Here is an 18440-nt window from a genome sequence, read left to right as displayed (position 1 = left end):
TATTTTCGTAGCCATTGAGCGGCTGACAGTTTTACGCGATTCTCACTGTCTCAGCAAGCGGTCTTTGGGTAATGAGTGTGGTTATTCCTCTTTACCAAACGCCACTTTCAGACGATTGAGCCAGCCATCAAACGCACTTTGGGTAAGCAGCGTGATGGCATATTCGCCCTGGAGTCCTTGATCCGTGAGCGGGGTAAACTGCGCGGCGCTGAAGCGGTCCGGAGAGCGGGTCAGCAGTTCGACCGCTGCCGAAAGTGCGGGGGAGGTCTGCGGTATCTCCGCGCGGCTGTTTAACAGGATTTCTCCGGTCAGGTCGAGCAGCGTCGGCTCATGACAAAGCACCGGCGTCAACGCCTCGAGCGCGGGTTCGGCCTGCCAGCGGGACAGGGACTCCAGCTGATGCGCATTCGCGTAGCGCAGCTCGACGACGGGTAAAAGCGGCATCCACGCATCGTGGCTCGCGGGAAGCGTGTGCGGCTGAATATGGTGCCCCGGCAACCAGCGAACAGGATGTCCCAACAGGGCCTGAAAAATCGCGACCACGCGCGCCTGAAAACCGATAAAGCCGATAATCTGGTTAATCACCACGATGTCGTACGTGGACAGGCCCACCTCATCAAGCTGGTTCCGGGCTTTATCATCAATGACATCAGGTGAGCTGGCGAGCTGGCGGGCATACTGGGTGATTTGCGCCAGGCGGCGGTTGCTTTCGCGCGAGGAGTCCGGGCCGGGAAGCGGGGCGAGGAGGGCGGCGTAGTGGTTACAGAGCCGCTGAACGCCGCAGGCCTGTGCGACCGTTAACGCGGTACTGAGCCGATCGTAAGCGCTGAGCGTATGCAGTCGGTTCACGGGAATTGAGAGTGGAAACAGCTGGTGGCATAAGGCTCTGGCAGGAGTAAGCCAGCCAGAACAGGCGGCGACAATCTCATCAGGCAGGGCTAAATCGAGCAAAAAACGATCGTCGACGTTAGCGGCTTCGGGCACCAGGGGCAGAACATCCGTCTGCGCGTGGTTTGACTGGGTTTCATGATACCAGTGGCCTTTGCCGGAAAAACGGCGTTGTTCCATGTGCGTTCCTTGATCTCAAAATGGCGATCAATATCCTGGCGTAAGGCAGATAAAGGGAAAAATATTGTTAGGTGATAACAAATAGCAGAACGGAATAACGAAGGGGGGACGCGGGGGGAAATACTCTCTTCCCGGGCGGGAAGAGAGTCACAGCTTATTTAATTTCCAGTTCGTTCATTGCAGCGATGTTGAAGCCGCCGTCAACGTGAACCACTTCGCCGGAGATACCCGCGGAAAGGTCAGAGCACAGGAATGCTGCAGAGTTACCCACATCTTCAATGGTAACGGTACGACGAATCGGGGTAACCGCTTCGCAGTGCGCCAGCATTTTACGGAAATCTTTAATACCGGAAGCGGCCAGGGTGCGGATAGGACCCGCAGAGATGGCGTTAACACGCACGCCTTCAGGACCCATTGCGTTCGCCATGTAGCGTACGTTGGCTTCCAGAGACGCTTTAGCCAGACCCATAACGTTGTAGTTAGGGATAGCACGTTCAGCGCCCAGGTAGGACAGGGTCAGCAGGGCTGCGCCCGGGTTCAGCATCGCGCGGCAGGATTTCGCCATCGCAACGAAGCTGTAGGAGCTGATGTCGTGCGCGATTTTGAAGCCATCACGGGTTACCGCGTTCACGTAGTCGCCGTCCAGCTGGTCGCCAGGAGCGAAGCCGATGGAGTGAACGAAACCGTCGAATTTCGGCCATGCTTTTGCCAGTTCAGCAAACATGCCGTCGATGCTTTCGTCTTGTGCAACGTCACATTCCAGAACAATGCTGGAACCCAGCTGCGCGGCAAACTCTTCAACACGGCCTTTCAGCTTGTCGTTCTGGTAGGTGAACGCCAGCTCAGCGCCTTCGCGATGCATTGCCTGTGCGATGCCGTATGCGATGGACAGTTTGCTGGCAACGCCAGTCACCAGAATGCGCTTACCGGAAAGAAAACCCATAGCTTTAATCCTTATATTCATTGCTTATTTTGCCTTGTAATTCATAGCGTTACAGGCAGTATTTCAAAATCATTCGAAATTAGCTCGAAATTATAGCCCACTCACAGCCCCTTGTGTCACGATATTTCTCGCACTTCTCCGAAGTCGTATGCCCCGAAGAATGCGTCGCGGACACGCGGGGGCGCGAAATTTCAGCATTCGTCCAGTATATCACCCGGCAACAGCTTCGCCTCATCCAACCAGCGAGGAGGCGCGATCCTGCAAGGGTGTTCACGCTTTCCTGATGTTGCCGATGAAGCGCGCAATAACGATAAAGAAAACCGGTACGAAGAAGATCGCGAGAAGCGTACCGCTAATCATGCCGCCAAACACGCCGGTACCGATGGCATGCTGCGTACTGTCGCTTGCACCACTGGCCAGCATCAGAGGAACAACCCCTAAGGTAAAGGCTAACGATGTCATCAGAATGGGGCGCAGGCGCTGACTGGCGGCATGAATGGTCGCCGCCAGCAGGGGTTGCCCTTCGCGATGCAGCTGCCTGGCAAACTCCACAATCAGAATGGCGTTCTTGGCCGACAGGCCGATAAGCGTAATCAGACCGACCTTAAAGAACACGTCATTGGTCATGCCGGCAACAAACACCGCTATCACCGCGCCGATAAGGCCCAGTGGAACAACCAGCATGACCGCAAAAGGAATAGACCAGCTCTCATACAGGGCGGCGAGCACCATAAACACGACCAGTATCGACAGGGCGATCAGGCCCGGAAGCTGCGATTCCGATTTTTTCTCCTGCAACGAACTCCCGGCCCACTCACCCGCCATGCCCTGAGGCAGGCTCCTGGACAAACCCTCCATGATCTTCATTGCGGTGCCGCTGGATACGCCTGACGCCGCAATTCCGGTAATCCGTATAGCAGAATAACCCTGGTAGCGCGTCAACTGCTGCGGCGCAACGTTCCAGGAGATCGTCGCAAACGTTGATACCGGCACCATCTCACCCATCCGGTTTTTCACTGATAGTTTCAGTATCTGTTCAGGCTGCATTCGGTAGGGGGCATCGGCCTGCATAATCACCTGTTGAACGCGGCCGTTGTTGGTATAGTCGTTGACGTAATTTGAGCCCAGGGTGACGGAGAGCGTCTGGTTGATTTCATCGAATGGGACGCCCATCGCTTCCGCCTTTTCCCGGTCAACCAGAAGCGCAAGGCTGGTTCCTTCCGGCAGACCGTCTATATAGACATCACTGAGTTCAGGGCGTTGATTAGCCTGCAGAACCAGCGCGTCGGCGGCCCTCTTTAGAGCCTCATAGCCCGCTCCCGCTCTGTCCTGAACGTACCAGGTGAAGCCCGAGGAGGTGCCCATATCCGAAATGGCCGGCGGGAGCAGGCTCATTGTGACGGCATCAGTGACGTTCGTCATGCTGGCCTGTATGTGGTCGGCTTCATCCTGCGCCGTCGAGCCCTGCCGATTTTTCCAGTCCTTCAGCGTGGTGAAGGCCATAGCCGAATTCGGTCCAGAACCTGAAAAGCCAAACCCCAGGATCATAATGTTGCTTTCAATGTCCGGCCGGGCCGCAATTTCCGCTTCAAATTTTTTAACCACGTTGAGGGTGCGCTGCATCGTGGCATCAGAAGGCAGCTGGATAGAGGACATAAAGTAGCCCTGATCTTCATCCGGCAGAAAGGACGACGGTAACGAAGACAATCCAACAAACAGCGCCGTGCAAAGCGCAACGTACAGGAGCAGCATACGTCCGCTTCGCTTCAGAAAGGCACTCAGCCCGGCTTCGTAACAGACGGTGAGCAAACGGAAGCGCGCGTTAAACCTGGCCGCGAACCTTCCACTTCCGCTCTTTCCTGCCTTGTGCGGCTTGAGCAACGTGGCGCACAGGGCAGGCGTTAGCGTCAGGGCCAGAAACGCGGACAGCAGTATGGAGACCGCCATGGAAATACAAAATTGTCGATAAATAATCCCGACCGAACCCTCCGCAAACCCCATGGGGATAAAGACGGCAGTGAGCACCAGCGTGATCCCGATAATCGCCGGGGTGATCTCCTGCATGGCCTGCCGGGTAGCATCCCGTGGGGAGAGGCTTTTTTCCGTCATCAGTCGTTCGACGTTCTCCACAACCACAATGGCATCATCAACGATAATCCCTATCGCCAGCACCATGCCGAACATCGTCAGAATATTTATGGAGTATCCGCTCAATAACATCACCGTGAAGGTGCCAAGAAGTGCGACGGGAGCAACAATCGCCGGGATAAGCGTACAGCGTATCTTATGCAGAAACAGAAGCATCACCAGGAAGACCAGGACCATCGCTTCTACAAAGGTCTGAACCACCTTCATGATAGACAGTTTCACAAACGGCGCGGTATCGAAGGGAACCGTAAACGTCATTCCTTCCGGTAATACCTGGGAAAGCTCGCCGATGCGCGCGCGTACGCCTGAAGCCGTACTCATTGCGTTGGCACCCGGCGAGAGCTGGATTGCCGCAGCCGTTGCAGGCACGCCATTTTCGCGGATACCGAAAGCGTAACTTTGCAGGCCGGACTCAACGCGCGCGACGTCGGACAGTTTCAGCCTCGCGCCCGATGCATCTGATTTCAGGGTAATGTTTCTGAACGCCTCTACCGAAGTGAGTTGCCCCTTCACGGTGATGGGATATGTTACGCCTTGTCCCGCAGATGCTGGCTCATCTCCCGTTTTGCCGGGCGAAACCAGGGCATTTTGCTGGCCAACAGCAGTAAGCACATCGCTCACCGAAAGGCCGTAGCTGTGGAGCTTCATCGGATCCAGCCAGATACGCAGCGCTTTTTCGCCGCCAAACAGCTGAACTTTCCCTACGCCGGGCACGCGACGAAGCTCGTCACTGACGTTTCGGGCAAAATAATCGCTTAAGTCGGCTTCCTCGAATTGACCGTTGGTGGACTTCAGCCCCACCATCATTAAAAATCCAGAATTAGCGGCTTCGACGTTAATGCCGTTTTGTCTTACCGCCTGAGGAAGACGAGGCTCGACGATCTTTATCTGATTCTGCAGATCCATCTGTGCCAGCTTGATGTCCGTGCCGGGTTTAAACGTGACGGTAATCGATGCCGAACCGGTTGTGTCGCTGGATGATTCGAAGTAGAGCAAATTATCTACGCCAGAGATTTCGCGTTCGATTAACGATATCACCGACGTATTCATGATATCGGGGCTGGCCCCCGGGTAACTGACGGAAATAATGATGCCTGGCGGAGCCACCGCCGGATACTGCGCAACCGGCAAACGAGGAATAGACAGGAGACCCGTCAGGACGATAAACAGCGCCACAACCCAGGCGAAAATGGGACGTTCGATAAAAAAATGAGGCATTGGGTTATTTTTGTGCAAAAGAGTGAGGCAGAGACTCTACCGCGCACCTGTTTAGCGGAAGTGGGCGGTTTATGGAGGCCGTGTGGAGCAAGGGCTCAGATCATTCTCATAATGAGGTACAGCGGTGCTCCACCAAAAAAAATGATCAAATAACATTCATAGTAAAAGATCAGATCCTCAATATCGGGCATCGCGTTTAACAGCACGGTGAACGTAATAATGAGATAAACAAAAATCACCATCAGCCAGAAGGCGATGATAAGTAGCTCAATGAACGCGCCGGCTTTATTTTGTATGACCAGAAAAATCACTGACAATGCGATGCAGCCATAGATAAGGGGTGAGGAGAGCAGCGTCGAGGCGACTTTCTCATCCATTCTGTGTACCAGCACCAGCCAGGTATAAAGTAACCCCCACGACAGCAGCAGAAACAGGGAATATATACCCAGTTTTTTAGGAGAAAAATATTTAGAAAGTTCCATATTCATTATTTCAGCCAACTTCATAAAATCTTTAAGAAACAGTGGTAATTTGCAGCGCGCAATGCACAACGCGTTATGCCTCATTAGCGATTTTGAACGGACATTGTCGAGTCTTTATTGACTGAATGTGTAGGCTGTGTGGAGAAATAACCGGGCATTTAAATCAACCGGGAAATTTTCGTGTCTACGGCACTTTTCCCCGGAGGCTGTGTCTTATTGTGCTCAAGATATCTGATAGCGTGCTTAAAGGGATTTCACCCGCGGAGATAATATGAACAAAAATACGCTGATCCTTGTTGTTGAAGATGAAGACGAAATCGCCGATATACTGATGAGCTACTTAGAGCGTTCGGGAATGAAAACGCTCAGGGCCAGGCAGGGCGAGCAGGCGATAACGCTCAATCGCCTCCATAAACCGGATCTCATCTTGCTGGACATTCACCTGCCCGAGTGTGACGGCTGGAGCGTGCTTACCACGCTTCGCCATGAAAGTGCTGTCCCCGTCATTATGGTTTCCGCTCTCGATCAGGACGTCGATAAACTTATGGGTCTGAGGCTCGGCGCGGATGATTACGTCATCAAACCCTTCAACCCTTCGGAAGTTGTCGCACGGGTTGAGGCGGTGCTACGTAGAACAAAGCCTGCGCTTCAGCAGGCGGGGGCTCTGCCGCTCAGAACGCCATTCATTACGGTCTATCCGGATGATTTCTACGTGGAGGTTACTGCGGGGCCCGAGGTTATCTCCCCGGTCTTAACGACGACCGAATTTAAATTGCTTTCTTACCTGGTGCGGTATCCGCGCAAGGTCTGTTCCCGTGAAGAGTTGCTCAACGCGTGTTTGCCGGAAGGCGATACGCTCGACAGAACCGTCGACAGCCATATGAGCAAGCTGCGAAAAAAACTGGAGCAGGCCGGTCTTTATGGCGTTCCCGAGAGCATCAGGGGCATGGGTTACCGGCTTGGGGAAAAGAAATGAATAAAGAATCTGTCCTGAGTCGTCAGATCTTAACGTATATGCTGTTGCTGACGTTTACGATAATTGCCATCGCCATACTGGGCTCCTGGTTTTTTTACTCCTTTATTCTGGATCATCTTCCCGGCGGCCCTGCTGCGGGCGATGACGAGCAGATGACGATGTGGGACTGGGTATGGATTGGGACCGCGACAACGATCAGCCTGATCATTGCCGTATTCTTTACGGTCAAACTTTCATCGCGAATACTCACCCCGCTGAACGCGGTCGCGTCCAGCCTGAAAAAAATTTCCCAGGGCGATCTGGACGCCAGGGCATTCTGTGCCAGTTCCCGGCTGGGAGAGATCAATCACCTGGTTACGGATTTCAATGAAATGGCAGAAAAGCTGCAAACGCTGGATATCCAGCGGAAATCCTGGAATGCTGCGATTGCGCATGAACTCAGAACCCCGGTCACCATTTTACGCGGAAGGCTTCAGGGGCTGGTTGACGGGGTGTTTACCCCGGACCCGGTGCTGTTTAGTAACCTCCTCAAACAGACGGAAGGATTAACCCGTCTGATTGAAGATCTCCGGGTTATCAGTTCGGATGGCGGGGCAGGATACACGTTATACCAGGCCAAAACGGATCTGAAAGGGACAATACAGGACGCGCTCGATACCTTCATGCCCGAGTTCAACCGTAAGGCATTTACCGTCCATACTGAACTGAGGGAGCAACAGTGCGTATTCGATCCCTTACGCATCAATCAGTGTCTGACCGTTTTATTTGACAATGCCTTACACTATTCAACTTCGCGCAAGCTCACGATAAAAAATGGTGTTTCGGATAAAGGCAATTTTATCCTGATTCAGGATGGGGGACCGGGTATTCCCAGGGAGTTTCATGACTTCCTGTTTCAGCCCTTTCAGCGCGATAACGGCGCCAGACAGTTGAACCCGGAAGGCTGTGGTTTGGGCTTGTCGGTGGTAAAAGCCATCATGCTGGCGCATGGTGGCGATGTTACCTATACCTTATCAACGCAAAACCACTCGATATTTAAACTCACCTGGCCCGACTCGTGAGCGTCAGCGGCAGGTCAAATGTGCCTGCCGGCGGTAAATGCCATATTTTTCCTAGCTTAGCATCCCATTCCTGCGGTGTAATCGACAGTTTACCGCGTCTCGGGCTTAAGGTTATTTCACTGAAATAGATTTCATCTTTTTTTAGCATGAGGTCAACGCGGCAGTAGTCAATGCCATCCGCCAGCTCCTGGGATGCCAGCAACGCTTGTCGGAACAAAGCCGGTTCGCCTGGCGCCAACGGTGTATTCGGATATTCCATCTGAAAGGGTTGTAAGTTCCAGTACCTGCCGTAAACGTTGATGAAACCTTTGCCGTTGTCATCCGTAAAATCCGCTTCAACATAGTGGGCAACGCCATGAAAGCAATGGATCCTCAGCATTTCGGGCGCTGTGTTCCTGTCTGCATCATCGAAGAGATCGACAAACGGTTCGCAAAGTATTTTTGGCGTAATGTTTTTGTATTGCCATTCGCGCGTGGTGTAGTACATATTTTTCTTTAACGCGAGACTGAGTTTTTTACACGCTTCCCTGACGTTAAATTGCGCTTTGTTCGTACATATTATTGTGCTGCCACTGTCATGGTTGCACTTAAGGACGAATTTTTCAGGGAGCGTCGAAAAATCAATCTGGGACACCTTACTGTACACGCCAAGTAATGGCACCGTTTTGACTCGCTTTGTTCTGGAGATTACGTATTCCCGAACGGCGAGTTTATCGGCAAGCAGGGTATAGACGTTATTATGGTCATAAACCAGACGATGACATATTTTTTCACTCAACGTCGTGGGGGATTTAATATCAGGATGCTGCCCCGATGTTTTCTTGAGCCTCACAGTATGAAAGTACAGGTCTGTCATTAAAAATGAACGACATTTTCTGATGAGATACTCGGTATATTTGAGAATGTAAGTGGCGTTGTTCATTTCTTCTCCTCCGTAATGTCCGGATATTCTGGAGAAGAACTGTTGATGTATTTTGCTGAGAGTATGGAGCAGCAATGGAGATGAAAAAGTTAAGGATTAAACAGCGTATTAAGGCTATTTAATCCTTATTAAGCGTTGCAACGTTTGTTTACCGGTCTTTGCGCCACGCATCGGCTGTCAGTGCTTCACCAAAATGACCGGCTATCAGCCGTTTTGTCAGCTCGTGAAGCGGCGAGGCCATCACGTCCGCCGTGCTGCCGCGCTCGACCACTTCACCCTGGTGCATAACCATCACCTGATCGCTGATGTGTTTCATCATCCCCAGATGCTGGGTGACGTAGATATACGAGATGCCCTGTTTTTCCTGCAGCTCAAGCATCAGGTTAATCAGCTGCGAACGCATCGACATATCCAGCGAGGCAAGCGCTTCGTCAGCAATGATCACTTTCGGGCGCAAAATCAACGCACGCGCCAGACCCAGACGCTGTTTCTGGCCGGGGGCCAGCATGTGTGGGTAGTAGCTTTCGTGGTCCGGTAATAGCCCAACCATGCGCAGGGTTTCGAAGATACGCTTGCGGCGCGCCTCGGGCTCCAGGTCAGTGTTCAGACGCAGCGGAAAATCGAGGATCTGCGAAATGCGCTGGCGAGGATTGAGTGAGGTCGATGGATCCTGGAAGATCATGCGGATGCGCTGACTGCGGAAAGAGTAATCCCCGAACGTCAAAGGGTGATCGTCAATCAATACTTCGCCAGCCGTGGGTTCAACCATGCCAGCAAGCATTTTCGCCAGGGTTGATTTCCCGGAACCGTTCTCGCCGATGATCGCCAGGGTCTGTTTTTCACGCAGGGTAAAGCTGAGCGGTTTTACCGCGTCGACAGTTTGACGATGAAACAGCCCCGTGCGGTAGCGAAAGGTCTTACTCAGGTTGCGGACTTCCAGCAAGGTTTCGACCATTTCATTCTCTCTCCATGTTCAGCGGGAAATGACAGGCGTAAAGATGATTTTTGGCCCCGGTCAGGCGTGGCGTCTCGATACATTTACGCTGAGCATACGGGCAACGCGGCCCCAGACGACAGCCTATCGGCAACGATTCCAGCAGCGGAATCGCCCCGGGCAGGGTATTCAGGCGGCTCTTATGCGGCATGGCGCTGCCAAAATCCGGAATCGCGCGGATAAGCGCCTGCGTATACGGATGATGCGGCGCGGTGATCAGGTCTTCACTCGGCGCGGTTTCGACCGTTTGTCCGCAGTACATCACGTCAATTTTATCCGCCCATTTGCTGAGCATTTGCAGGTCATGGCTGATCAGCAAAATGGTGGTGTTGTTGTTCTGGTTGAGACGCGACAGCAGGCGGAAGATTTGCGCCTGCGTGGTGGGTTCCATCGCGTTCGTCGGTTCATCAGCAATCAGCAAACGCGGCTGATTAGCCAGCGCGATGGCAATCATCACTTTCTGACATTCACCGTCGGTCAACTCGTACGGGAAGCTGCGCATCGCATCTTTGTGATCTTTGATCCCGACGCGGTGTAAAAGCTCAATGGCACGACGCTTGCGCCAGCCAATGCGCTGCCACCAGCGGCCTTTATAGGTCCAGCCGGGGATGTTCTGCATCAACTGTTTGCCCACGCGTTCGGACGGGTCGAGACAGGACTGCGGCTCCTGGAAAATCATCGAGACGTTATGCCCGACCAGCTTACGCCGCTCGCGGGGAGAGAGGCGCAGCAGGTCGATGTCATCAAACCGCATACGGTCGGCGGTCACGCGCCAGTTATCTTTCGCCACGCCGCAGATGGCTTTGGCGATCAGGCTTTTGCCTGAGCCGGATTCCCCCACCAGCCCGCGGATTTCACCTTCCGCGAGGGTGATACTGATGCGATCGACGGCTTTAACCCAGCCTTCACCGGTTTTGAATTCAATGGTGAGGTTGCGAATATCAAGAAGCGGCATTATTGCACCCCCGCGTTAATTGCACGGCGAATACCGTCGCCCAGCAGGTTGATCAGCAGCACGCTCACCATAATGGCCGCACCCGGCAGCATAACCGTCCACGGCGCCACGTAAATTAACTCCAGCGCATCACCAAGCATCGCACCCCATTCAGGCGATGGCAGCTGCGCGCCGAGGTCGAGGAAGCCGAGCGCCGCGATGTCCAGAATCGCCATCGACAGGGCGCGGGTGATCTCGGTGACCAGCCCGGACGCGATGTTAGGCAGCACGGCAAACCACAGGATGTTGAAGGTGGTCGCGCCGTCCAGACGCGCAGCGACGACATACTCTTTTTCCAGCTCGTCATGCACCATGCTGTAAACCGAGCGCACGATGCGGGGCAGGATAGCCAGCCAGACGGCGAACATGGCATGCGACAGGTGCGGACCGGCAAAGGCAACCACAATGATCGCCAGCAGCAGAGACGGAATCGACAGCAGCGTATCCAGAATGTGGTTAAGCACCGCCGAGCGGAGGCCATGCGTGGATCCCGCAAAAATACCCAGCGCCAGCCCGCAGATCGTGGCCGCGAGCGTCACCACAAACGCGCCGCCCACCGTCGGGGCCGCACCGCTCAGCAGGCGGCTCAACACGTCACGTCCGAGGTCGTCCGTTCCCAGGAAGAAGGAGACTTCCCCGTAGCGGGACCAGGACGGCGGCAGCAGCTGATAGCCAAGGAACTGCTGGTCAATGCCATACGGCGCAAACCAGGAGCCAAAGACGCACAGCAACACCAGACCGGCACAGCCATAAAGGCCGATCATTGCCGTGGTATCGCCATAGAATTTACGCAACACGGTACGCAGCACACCGGGCGTGCGCTTTTCACTGTATACGCTATCGTAAGGCATACCATTCCTTATGCTTCAATGGGTTGGCCATGGCACCCAAAATATCGGACAACACGTTGACAATAATCACCAGCGAACCAATCACCATCACGCCTGCGGAAATCGCGGCGTAGTCCTGCTGGCGGATAGCGTTAATCAGCCACCGCCCCAGGCCAGGCCAGCTAAAGACCATCTCGGTGATCATGGCCAGCGTGAGCATGGTGGAAAACTGTAATCCCAGACGCGGAATAACCGGCGGCAGCGCGTTATGCAGGACGTTGCGGCGCAGGATGGTCAGGCGCGACAGTCCGCGCGTGGCGGCGGCTTTGACATAGTTCTGGTCAAACACCTCGATGGTGCTCAGGCGCATCAGGCGGATCACTTCGGTTGTTGGCGCAACCGCCAGCGTCAGCACCGGCAATACCATATGGCGCAGGGCGCTGACGATCATCTCGTGACGCCACACCGAATCAGACAGCCACGCATCGATGATGGCAAAGCCCGTCACCGATTTAACCGTGTAGAGCAGGTCAAAACGGCCAGAAACCGGTAGCCAGCCCATCGTCAGCGAGAAGAAAAGCGTCAGCAGTAGCGCCAGCCAGAAGACAGGGATGGAGAAGCCGAGCAGGGCGAGGGCGCTGATAAACTTATCCTGCCATTTGTTGCGATATATCCCGGCCAGCATGCCCACGGGGATCCCGACCATCAGGGCAAAACCGAAGGCCAGAATGCACAGTTCCATCGTGGCCGGGAAAACCTCTTTCAACTGATCGGAAATAAGCTGCCCGTTAATGCTGGATACGCCGAAATCCCAGTGCAGCAGCCCGTTAAACCAGAAGAGCCAGGCATCCCACAGCGACGATCCCTGGAGCGGGGCGTGGGGCGTGAAATAGCTCAGGCTAAAGCCGACAAAGTTCAGGAAAAAGAGCGTCACCAGCAGCAAAAGGAGCCGACGCAAGGTAAAAATAATCATGGTTTTTTCACCTCTTGTTCTTTTTCACGCGACACGCCAGCGAACGAGGCGTTGCCAAACGGGCTCAGGACCAGGCCTTTAATATCATAGCGATACGCCTGAAGGCGCAGGGAAGAAGCCAGCGGCAGCACCGGCAGTTCCTGAGCAAGGATCTTCTGCGCTTCATCATAGGCGTCGATGCGCGAGGCCAGCTGTTGGGAAGCCAGCGCTTTTTGCAGCACGGCGTCAAACTCCCGGTTACACCAGTGGGCGTAGTTGGTCTGCGAGTTTATCGCCGCACAGCTCAGCAGCGGCCGGAAGAAGCTGTCCGGGTCGTTGCTGTCGGTGGCCCAGCCGGTGAGGGTTAAATCATGATTCATATCCATCAGGCGCGCCTCCTGGAAACGGCCCTCTACCGGTACGATGATCACTTTAACGCCTACCTGCGCCATATCTGCCTGCAGCAGTTCGGCGGTCTTGAGCGGGCTGGGGTTCCACGCCTGGGAACTGGTGGGCACCCAAAGTTGCAGCGTCAGGTTTTCCGCCCCCAGCGCCTTCAACTGTTCACGCGCTTTTGCCGGATTGTATTCCGTAATTTTAGCCTCACCGTCGTAGGCCCACGAGGCGCGCGGTAAAATTGAGGCGGCGGTTTCCGCCGTGCCGTAGTAGATCGACTGCATCAGGCGCTGGTTGTTAATGGCCAGCGCCAGAGCGTGACGAACGGCAGGGTTATTCAACGGCGGCTTATCCGTGTTAAAGGCCAGATAAGCGATATTCATACCGGGGCGTAACGTCAGGCGCAGACGCGGATCGTCGCGCAAAATCGTGAGCTGGCTGGCTGCGGGCCAGGCAAGCACGTCACATTCCCCGGTGAGCAGTTTCGAGAGCCGCCCCGTTCCGCCAGAGCCGAGATCGACCACCACCTGCGGCATCAGCGGCGTACCGCGCCAGAAGTGTTCATGGCGCTGCAGACGAATATATTGACCGGCGCGATATTCGGCCAGCTGGAACGGACCGGTGCCAACCGGCTGGCGATCGAGCAGTTCCTGACGATCTTTTTTCGTCAGCTGAGCCGCGTATTCGGCTGACATGACGGATGCATAGTGCGTTGCCAGGTGCCAGAGGAAGGAGGCATCCGGGCGCGTCAGCGTGAATTCAACCGTGCGGTTGTCGAGCTTACGTACGCTTTTCACGGTGTCGGCAAACTGCAGACTGTCGAAATAGGGGAAATTGCTGCCGTTAACGTTATGCCACGGATGGTTGCGGTTGAAGATACGCTGGAAGGTGAAGACCACGTCATCCGCGTTCAGCTTGCGCGAGGGGGTAAACCACGGCGTACGCTGAAACGCGACATCATCGCGCAGGTGAAAACGGTAGGTTGCGCCGTTATCCAGCACTTCCCAGCTTTCTGCAAGCTCGGGCACGAGACGGTAGGTGTACGGGTCAACATCAAGCAGACGATCGTAAAGCTGCGCGGCAAGGGTATCCACAATCAGGCCGCTACCCGCTTTTTGCGGGTTGAAGGTATCCACCTGGCCGCTTACGCAATAGACGAAGCCGCTGTCACGAATGTCAGGCTGCGGCGTTTGCCCGGGCGCGGCAAAGGCCTGGCTGCTAAACAGACCAAGTGCAAAAAAGGACGATAAAAACAGACGCATAATTTTTAAGGTATTATATATGAAGTGGCTATCCTACTAATTTTAAACGACATTATCCAGTGTCGTTTAAGCCTGAGGGCATCATGGGGGCAGTAACATTTGCAGTCGGTCACTCAGCGTCACAACCAGATGCACGTTCATACCTGCAATCCACTTTGAATATACCTCATGGACTATCTTAGCATTTTCGTGGCGCATCTGACTCGCTATAAACGAAGGATTTAACCCGGCAGACAGGGTTTCGCAAAGTCGGTCGGTATAGTTACGTCTTCGCTGGGTAAAATGACAGGAATGCAGGGTACATTCCAGGTGCGATATCATTTTAATTCTAATATGTGTCTGATATATTATGATTTTTTACTAAAGTAAAACAAATTATGGCATTCAGACTACCCGCCAAACGCGAAGTGTTTGCATACTTTTGCCTGGGATTATGGTTTTACGGGATGTGTCGGCTTGACATCTATACAAGCGATGCGTACTTGATAGAACCAGGTTCTGTGTATTGGCCAATTATCTTGATTTCAGTCGCTATAGGTGCCTTTGCATCATGGCGCGTTTCGTCACGCGTCAAAAGCAAAGAGGGTAAACTGGAGCGCGTTAAGTTTTTCCTGGCTTGTTTTGTGTTTGTAGTGGGTGTCGTATCTTTCACACTCTGGGAAAGCACTGAAGCAATCATCGTTTCAAGTGCAACGCAAACAGTTAGCGGAACTTACCCTTTCAGGATGAACTACCCAGGACCTTCATGCGGAAAACATTGCCGTTGCAAGGCTGGGGTTGTCTATTATGACGAATTCTTAAAGCGTGAAATTGAATTCTGCCAGTGGGATGACGCTTCGTCTTTTTTCTACACAGACTCTATTCGTGTGGTCAAAAAAGTCAATGCTCACGGCGGTAAAATAATAAGCCATGAGGCAATTCACTAATTCAAAAGAGTATCCTGAGATAGCTACATAATGAATAATAAGAGTGCCCAGAAGCAAGCGCATCACTGGAATAGTGAGCTTAGTGTCTTGAAAATAAAGTTTTTTTGATCAAGTGAAATGATGCCGACAGCTAAAAGTAACGAACCACCGCTCGCCATGGTTAAAAGGTTAAAATAGAATTTCCAGGGGTGTTTAGAGCAATAAACATAATACTTCTCATAGGTTCCGTTGAGCCAGCCAATAAAAACTCCTGTCCTCAGAGCTTTACTTGTATGCCAGATGTAGAAAATACCGCCTAAGCAGAATGCGAGAGAAATCAAAAAATCTAAAATAGCCATCTTAATAATATCCTTATTCTTCTTGATTCATCTATTGCTTTTTTTTCATAAAATAAGTGAATTTTAAAGTGATAGACACTGTCATCGCATTTGATGCTTTTTGAGCAATGCCCTTAACTGATGGTAGGTCAAACCCAGCAGTTCAGCCGCCCGTTTCTGGTTGTATTTCGCCATCTTCAGGCTTTGCTCCAGCAGCTGTTTCTCCTGGTCGTGCTGGAACTGGCGCAGATCAAGGGGAAGAGCAGGGGCGTCGCCTGGAGATGCTGGTGCGGGCAAGGGCGGGGCGCTGCGCTGAAAAGGATCGATAATGATGTTGTCCAGCTCCGTCTCGCTGCTGCCGTGGCGATAGACAGAACGCTCCACGACGTTTTTCAGCTCGCGGATATTGCCCGGCCAGTGGTACGAGAGCAGCGTCTCCCGTGCATAATCGCTGAAGCCGGGGAACAGCGGCAGTCCGAGCTCGCGGCACATCTGAATCGCAAACTGGTCTGCCAGCAGCATAATGTCGCTTCTTCGCTCGCGCAGCGGAGGAAGCTGCACGACGTCAAAGGCCAGGCGGTCGAGCAGGTCGGCACGGAATTTCTCCTGTGCCACCCTCTCCGGCAGGTTGGCGTTAGTGGCACACACCAGGCGCACGTTCACCTGCAGCGGCTGGCTACCGCCGACGCGCTCCAGCTCGCCGTATTCAATCACGCGCAGCAGTTTCTCCTGCACCAGCATGGGCGCGGTGGCCAGTTCATCAAGAAACAGCGTACCGCCGTCGGCGCGCTCAAAGCGTCCGGGATGGCGTTTCTGGGCACCGGTAAACGCACCCGCTTCATGGCCGAAGAGCTCGGTGTCGAGCAGGTTTTCATTCAGCGCCGCGCAGTTAAGGGAAATGAAGGGGCCGTCCCAGCGCCCGGATAAGTAGTGGAGACGGTTGGCGATGAGTTCCTTACCCGTACCGCGCTCGCCGATAATCAGCACCGGTTTATTGAGCGGCGCCAGGCGAGAAACCTGTTCCAGCACTTCCAGAAAACTGTTTGCTTCGCCGAGTAAATTGTCTTTGTATCCAGGCATGATGAAATTAACCACTCCTTAGCGATATTCACCAGGCAAGAATAGTTCTTCACTGCATGAAAATCAACCATGGCCTGTTAAATCAATAAGATAAAAAGTTGGCATGAGATTTGTATTATCTGTGCAGCAGGGCATCGCCCGATAACAGAACTATGAGGAGTCAATTATGGGTATTTTTTCTCGTTTTGCCGACATCGTGAACGCCAACATCAACTCACTGCTGGAGAAAGCGGAAGATCCGCAGAAGCTGGTGCGTCTGATGATTCAGGAAATGGAAGACACGCTGGTTGAAGTCCGCTCTACCTCCGCCCGCGCGCTGGCGGAGAAAAAACAGCTTACGCGTCGTATTGAACAGGCCACCGCTCAGCTGAACGAATGGCAGGAAAAAGCAGAGCTCGCGCTGCGCAAAGACAAAGAGGATCTGGCCCGTGCGGCGCTGATCGAAAAACAGAAGCTGGCAGACATGGTCGCGACGCTCGAGCATGAAGTGACGCTGGTGGATGACACGCTCACCCGCATGAAGAAAGAGATTGGCGAGCTGGAAAACAAACTGAGCGAAACCCGCGCGCGTCAGCAGGCGCTGACCCTGCGTCACCAGGCGGCAAGCTCTTCCCGCGACGTACGTCGCCAGCTCGACAGCGGTAAGCTGGATGAAGCGATGGCCCGTTTTGAGTCGTTTGAGCGTCGTATCGACCAGATGGAAGCGGAAGCCGAAAGTCACGGTATCGGTAAGCAGAAGTCGCTGGATCAGCAGTTTGCTGACCTCAAGGCCGATGATGAAATCAGCGAGCAACTGGCGGCACTGAAAGCCAAAATGAAGCAAGATAACCAATAATAATTCGTGCGGCACCTGAACGTGCCGCATCGTAAGACAAGGAGTACACATGAGCGCGCTTTTTCTGGCTATTCCCCTGACTATTTTCGTGCTGTTCGTTTTGCCGATTTGGCTATGGCTGCACTACAGCAACCGTTCCTCACGGGGCGAACTCTCCCAGAGTGAACAACAGCGTCTGGTACAGCTCTCCGATGAGGCGAACAAAATGCGTGAACGCATTCAGGCGCTGGAAGCCATCCTGGATGCTGAACATCCAAACTGGAGGGACCGTTAATGTCTGGACTGAATCTGAACAAAAAGCTGTGGCGAATTCCACAGCAGGGCATGGTACGCGGCGTCTGTGCCGGGCTGGCTCATTATCTTGACGTCCCGGTTAAGCTGGTGCGCGTGGTGACGGTGCTGTCGATCTTCTTTGGTCTGGCATTTATTACCCTGGTCGCGTACATCGTGCTGTCGTTTGTTCTTGACCCGATGCCGGAAGGAGAACTGGCGGCGGAAGGCGCCCCCACCAGCAGCGATCTCCTTAATGCTGTTGATGAACAACTCGCTGCCGGGGAGAAGCGGTTACGGGAAATGGAACGCTATGTCACGTCGGATACTTTTACGCTGAGAAGTCGTTTTCGTCAGCTTTAAGAGAGAGAAGAGATGAAACAACACTGGCAACAGGCCGGTCAGAAGGTTAAACCCGGCCTCAAAATCGCAGGTAAACTGGTCCTGCTGACCGCGTTACGTTTCGGCCCGGCAGGCGTGGCGGGGTGGGCGATAAAATCCGTTGCCCGCAAGCCGGTCAGAATGGTTCTGGCCGTGGCGCTCGAACCGCTGTTGCAAAAAGTGGCAAAACGGCTGTCGCGCCGCTACTTGTCCCAGTAATTCCCTCACGCGTTAGCCCTTACTCTTCCAGGAGAGGGGCTGGCGATGATTAACCGCACTTCCTCGTTAACCCTGCTTTCTTTGCGGCAGCTCACAATATTGTGCTGAGCTGCTTTGCAATCGTGTTTTTCTCCTGCCCGGTCCGTTGACAGATATTTTTCATGGG

General features: G+C 53.7%; 19 protein-coding genes. 7 read left to right on the top strand and 12 right to left on the bottom strand.

Annotated elements, in window-relative coordinates; genetic code table 11:
- Positions 1–81: 81 nt before the first annotated feature.
- The 4 genes from LJA86_RS08405 to LJA86_RS08390 form a co-directional block, all read right to left on the bottom strand.
- Positions 82–1068 (bottom strand): CMD domain-containing protein, encoded by a 987-nt coding sequence (locus tag LJA86_RS08405; protein ID WP_008501221.1) that lies wholly within the window; start codon positions 1066–1068, stop codon positions 82–84.
- Positions 1069–1222: 154 nt separating this feature from the next.
- Entirely contained in the window at positions 1223–2011 is a 789-nt protein-coding gene (fabI, locus tag LJA86_RS08400) for an enoyl-ACP reductase FabI (protein WP_003856831.1), read from the bottom strand.
- Positions 2012–2281: 270 nt separating this feature from the next.
- The gene (locus tag LJA86_RS08395) at positions 2282–5377 is read right to left on the bottom strand and encodes a multidrug efflux RND transporter permease subunit (RefSeq protein ID WP_229226007.1); all 3096 of its coding nucleotides are present in this window, start codon (positions 5375–5377) and stop codon (positions 2282–2284) included.
- A 95-nt stretch (positions 5378–5472) separates the two neighbouring features.
- Complete coding sequence (locus LJA86_RS08390; RefSeq protein WP_229226258.1) at positions 5473–5859, bottom strand: transporter; 387 nt, start codon at positions 5857–5859, stop codon at positions 5473–5475.
- A 271-nt stretch (positions 5860–6130) separates the two neighbouring features.
- On the opposite strand from LJA86_RS08390, the gene LJA86_RS08385 reads away from it, so the two are divergent.
- Entirely contained in the window at positions 6131–6835 is a 705-nt protein-coding gene (locus LJA86_RS08385) for a response regulator (RefSeq protein ID WP_229226006.1), read from the top strand.
- Positions 6832–7896 carry an ATP-binding protein gene (locus tag LJA86_RS08380; protein ID WP_229226005.1) on the top strand — a complete coding sequence of 355 codons (1065 nt, stop codon included), beginning with the start codon at positions 6832–6834 and terminating at the stop codon, positions 7894–7896. The genes LJA86_RS08385 and LJA86_RS08380 overlap by 4 nt, the downstream gene beginning before the upstream one ends.
- On the opposite strand, the gene LJA86_RS08375 is transcribed toward LJA86_RS08380, so the two are convergent.
- The 6 genes from LJA86_RS08375 to sapA form a co-directional block, all read right to left on the bottom strand.
- Positions 7877–8818: an ATP-grasp fold amidoligase family protein gene (locus LJA86_RS08375; protein ID WP_229226004.1), complete on the bottom strand. Its 942-nt coding sequence runs from the start codon at positions 8816–8818 to the stop codon at positions 7877–7879. The two genes, LJA86_RS08380 and LJA86_RS08375, sit on opposite strands and share 20 nt — an antisense overlap.
- A gap of 148 nt (positions 8819–8966) precedes the next feature.
- Complete coding sequence (gene sapF / locus LJA86_RS08370; protein WP_008501227.1) at positions 8967–9773, bottom strand: putrescine export ABC transporter ATP-binding protein SapF; 807 nt, start codon at positions 9771–9773, stop codon at positions 8967–8969.
- Between the two features lies 1 nt (position 9774).
- Entirely contained in the window at positions 9775–10767 is a 993-nt protein-coding gene (gene sapD, locus LJA86_RS08365; RefSeq protein WP_025756605.1) for a putrescine export ABC transporter ATP-binding protein SapD, read from the bottom strand.
- Positions 10767–11657, bottom strand: coding sequence for a putrescine export ABC transporter permease SapC (gene sapC / locus LJA86_RS08360; RefSeq protein WP_229226003.1), 891 nt, complete (start codon positions 11655–11657; stop codon positions 10767–10769). Before sapC ends, sapD begins: the two co-directional genes overlap by 1 nt.
- Positions 11644–12609 carry a putrescine export ABC transporter permease SapB gene (gene sapB / locus LJA86_RS08355; protein ID WP_023616846.1) on the bottom strand — a complete coding sequence of 322 codons (966 nt, stop codon included), beginning with the start codon at positions 12607–12609 and terminating at the stop codon, positions 11644–11646. The genes sapC and sapB overlap by 14 nt, the downstream gene beginning before the upstream one ends.
- Positions 12606–14246 (bottom strand): ABC transporter substrate-binding protein SapA, encoded by a 1641-nt coding sequence (gene sapA / locus LJA86_RS08350; RefSeq protein WP_048223600.1) that lies wholly within the window; start codon positions 14244–14246, stop codon positions 12606–12608. The genes sapB and sapA overlap by 4 nt, the downstream gene beginning before the upstream one ends.
- A gap of 377 nt (positions 14247–14623) precedes the next feature.
- Between sapA and LJA86_RS08345 the strand changes: the two genes are divergently transcribed.
- Positions 14624–15172, top strand: a complete 549-nt coding sequence (locus LJA86_RS08345; protein ID WP_229226002.1) for a hypothetical protein — start codon at positions 14624–14626, stop codon at positions 15170–15172.
- Between the two features lie 62 nt (positions 15173–15234).
- Here LJA86_RS08345 and LJA86_RS08340 read toward each other — a convergent pair whose 3' ends face one another.
- The gene (locus tag LJA86_RS08340; protein ID WP_008501233.1) at positions 15235–15510 is read right to left on the bottom strand and encodes a hypothetical protein; all 276 of its coding nucleotides are present in this window, start codon (positions 15508–15510) and stop codon (positions 15235–15237) included.
- An 81-nt stretch (positions 15511–15591) separates the two neighbouring features.
- Positions 15592–16569 carry a phage shock protein operon transcriptional activator gene (pspF, locus tag LJA86_RS08335; protein ID WP_229226001.1) on the bottom strand — a complete coding sequence of 326 codons (978 nt, stop codon included), beginning with the start codon at positions 16567–16569 and terminating at the stop codon, positions 15592–15594.
- Between the two features lie 166 nt (positions 16570–16735).
- Between pspF and pspA the strand changes: the two genes are divergently transcribed.
- The 4 genes from pspA to pspD are packed head-to-tail and all read left to right on the top strand — an operon-like array spanning position 16736 to position 18274.
- Complete coding sequence (pspA, locus tag LJA86_RS08330; protein ID WP_023617933.1) at positions 16736–17404, top strand: phage shock protein PspA; 669 nt, start codon at positions 16736–16738, stop codon at positions 17402–17404.
- Positions 17405–17453: 49 nt separating this feature from the next.
- The gene (pspB, locus tag LJA86_RS08325) at positions 17454–17678 is read left to right on the top strand and encodes an envelope stress response membrane protein PspB (RefSeq protein WP_023312045.1); all 225 of its coding nucleotides are present in this window, start codon (positions 17454–17456) and stop codon (positions 17676–17678) included.
- Positions 17678–18037, top strand: a complete 360-nt coding sequence (pspC, locus tag LJA86_RS08320; RefSeq protein ID WP_023617934.1) for an envelope stress response membrane protein PspC — start codon at positions 17678–17680, stop codon at positions 18035–18037. The genes pspB and pspC overlap by 1 nt, the downstream gene beginning before the upstream one ends.
- Positions 18038–18049: 12 nt before the next feature.
- Complete coding sequence (pspD, locus tag LJA86_RS08315; protein ID WP_023312043.1) at positions 18050–18274, top strand: phage shock protein PspD; 225 nt, start codon at positions 18050–18052, stop codon at positions 18272–18274.
- The last annotated feature ends 166 nt before the right edge of the window (positions 18275–18440 follow it).

Source organism: Enterobacter sp. TCD1-1 (assembly GCF_020567405.1).
GTDB lineage: Bacteria > Pseudomonadota > Gammaproteobacteria > Enterobacterales > Enterobacteriaceae > Enterobacter > Enterobacter quasiroggenkampii.
The sequence above is the reverse complement of the archived record's forward strand: the minus strand, read 5'-3'. Positions and strand labels throughout refer to the sequence as shown.

Bases quoted from the DNA above. Each gene is read 5' to 3' on its own strand.
- LJA86_RS08340 (WP_008501233.1), bottom strand. From the start codon at position 15,510: ATGGCTATTTTAGATTTTTTGATTTCTCTCGCATTCTGCTTAGGCGGT.
- pspC (WP_023617934.1), top strand. From the start codon at position 17,678: ATGTCTGGACTGAATCTGAACAAAAAGCTGTGGCGAATTCCACAGCAG.
- fabI (WP_003856831.1), bottom strand. From the start codon at position 2,011: ATGGGTTTTCTTTCCGGTAAGCGCATTCTGGTGACTGGCGTTGCCAGC.
- pspF (WP_229226001.1), bottom strand. From the start codon at position 16,569: ATGCCTGGATACAAAGACAATTTACTCGGCGAAGCAAACAGTTTTCTG.
- sapF (WP_008501227.1), bottom strand. From the start codon at position 9,773: ATGGTCGAAACCTTGCTGGAAGTCCGCAACCTGAGTAAGACCTTTCGC.
- sapD (WP_025756605.1), bottom strand. From the start codon at position 10,767: ATGCCGCTTCTTGATATTCGCAACCTCACCATTGAATTCAAAACCGGT.
- sapA (WP_048223600.1), bottom strand. From the start codon at position 14,246: ATGCGTCTGTTTTTATCGTCCTTTTTTGCACTTGGTCTGTTTAGCAGC.
- LJA86_RS08390 (WP_229226258.1), bottom strand. From the start codon at position 5,859: ATGGAACTTTCTAAATATTTTTCTCCTAAAAAACTGGGTATATATTCC.
- LJA86_RS08375 (WP_229226004.1), bottom strand. From the start codon at position 8,818: ATGAACAACGCCACTTACATTCTCAAATATACCGAGTATCTCATCAGA.
- LJA86_RS08385 (WP_229226006.1), top strand. From the start codon at position 6,131: ATGAACAAAAATACGCTGATCCTTGTTGTTGAAGATGAAGACGAAATC.
- LJA86_RS08395 (WP_229226007.1), bottom strand. From the start codon at position 5,377: ATGCCTCATTTTTTTATCGAACGTCCCATTTTCGCCTGGGTTGTGGCG.
- pspA (WP_023617933.1), top strand. From the start codon at position 16,736: ATGGGTATTTTTTCTCGTTTTGCCGACATCGTGAACGCCAACATCAAC.
- pspB (WP_023312045.1), top strand. From the start codon at position 17,454: ATGAGCGCGCTTTTTCTGGCTATTCCCCTGACTATTTTCGTGCTGTTC.
- sapC (WP_229226003.1), bottom strand. From the start codon at position 11,657: ATGCCTTACGATAGCGTATACAGTGAAAAGCGCACGCCCGGTGTGCTG.
- sapB (WP_023616846.1), bottom strand. From the start codon at position 12,609: ATGATTATTTTTACCTTGCGTCGGCTCCTTTTGCTGCTGGTGACGCTC.
- LJA86_RS08345 (WP_229226002.1), top strand. From the start codon at position 14,624: ATGGCATTCAGACTACCCGCCAAACGCGAAGTGTTTGCATACTTTTGC.
- LJA86_RS08405 (WP_008501221.1), bottom strand. From the start codon at position 1,068: ATGGAACAACGCCGTTTTTCCGGCAAAGGCCACTGGTATCATGAAACC.
- LJA86_RS08380 (WP_229226005.1), top strand. From the start codon at position 6,832: ATGAATAAAGAATCTGTCCTGAGTCGTCAGATCTTAACGTATATGCTG.
- pspD (WP_023312043.1), top strand. From the start codon at position 18,050: ATGAAACAACACTGGCAACAGGCCGGTCAGAAGGTTAAACCCGGCCTC.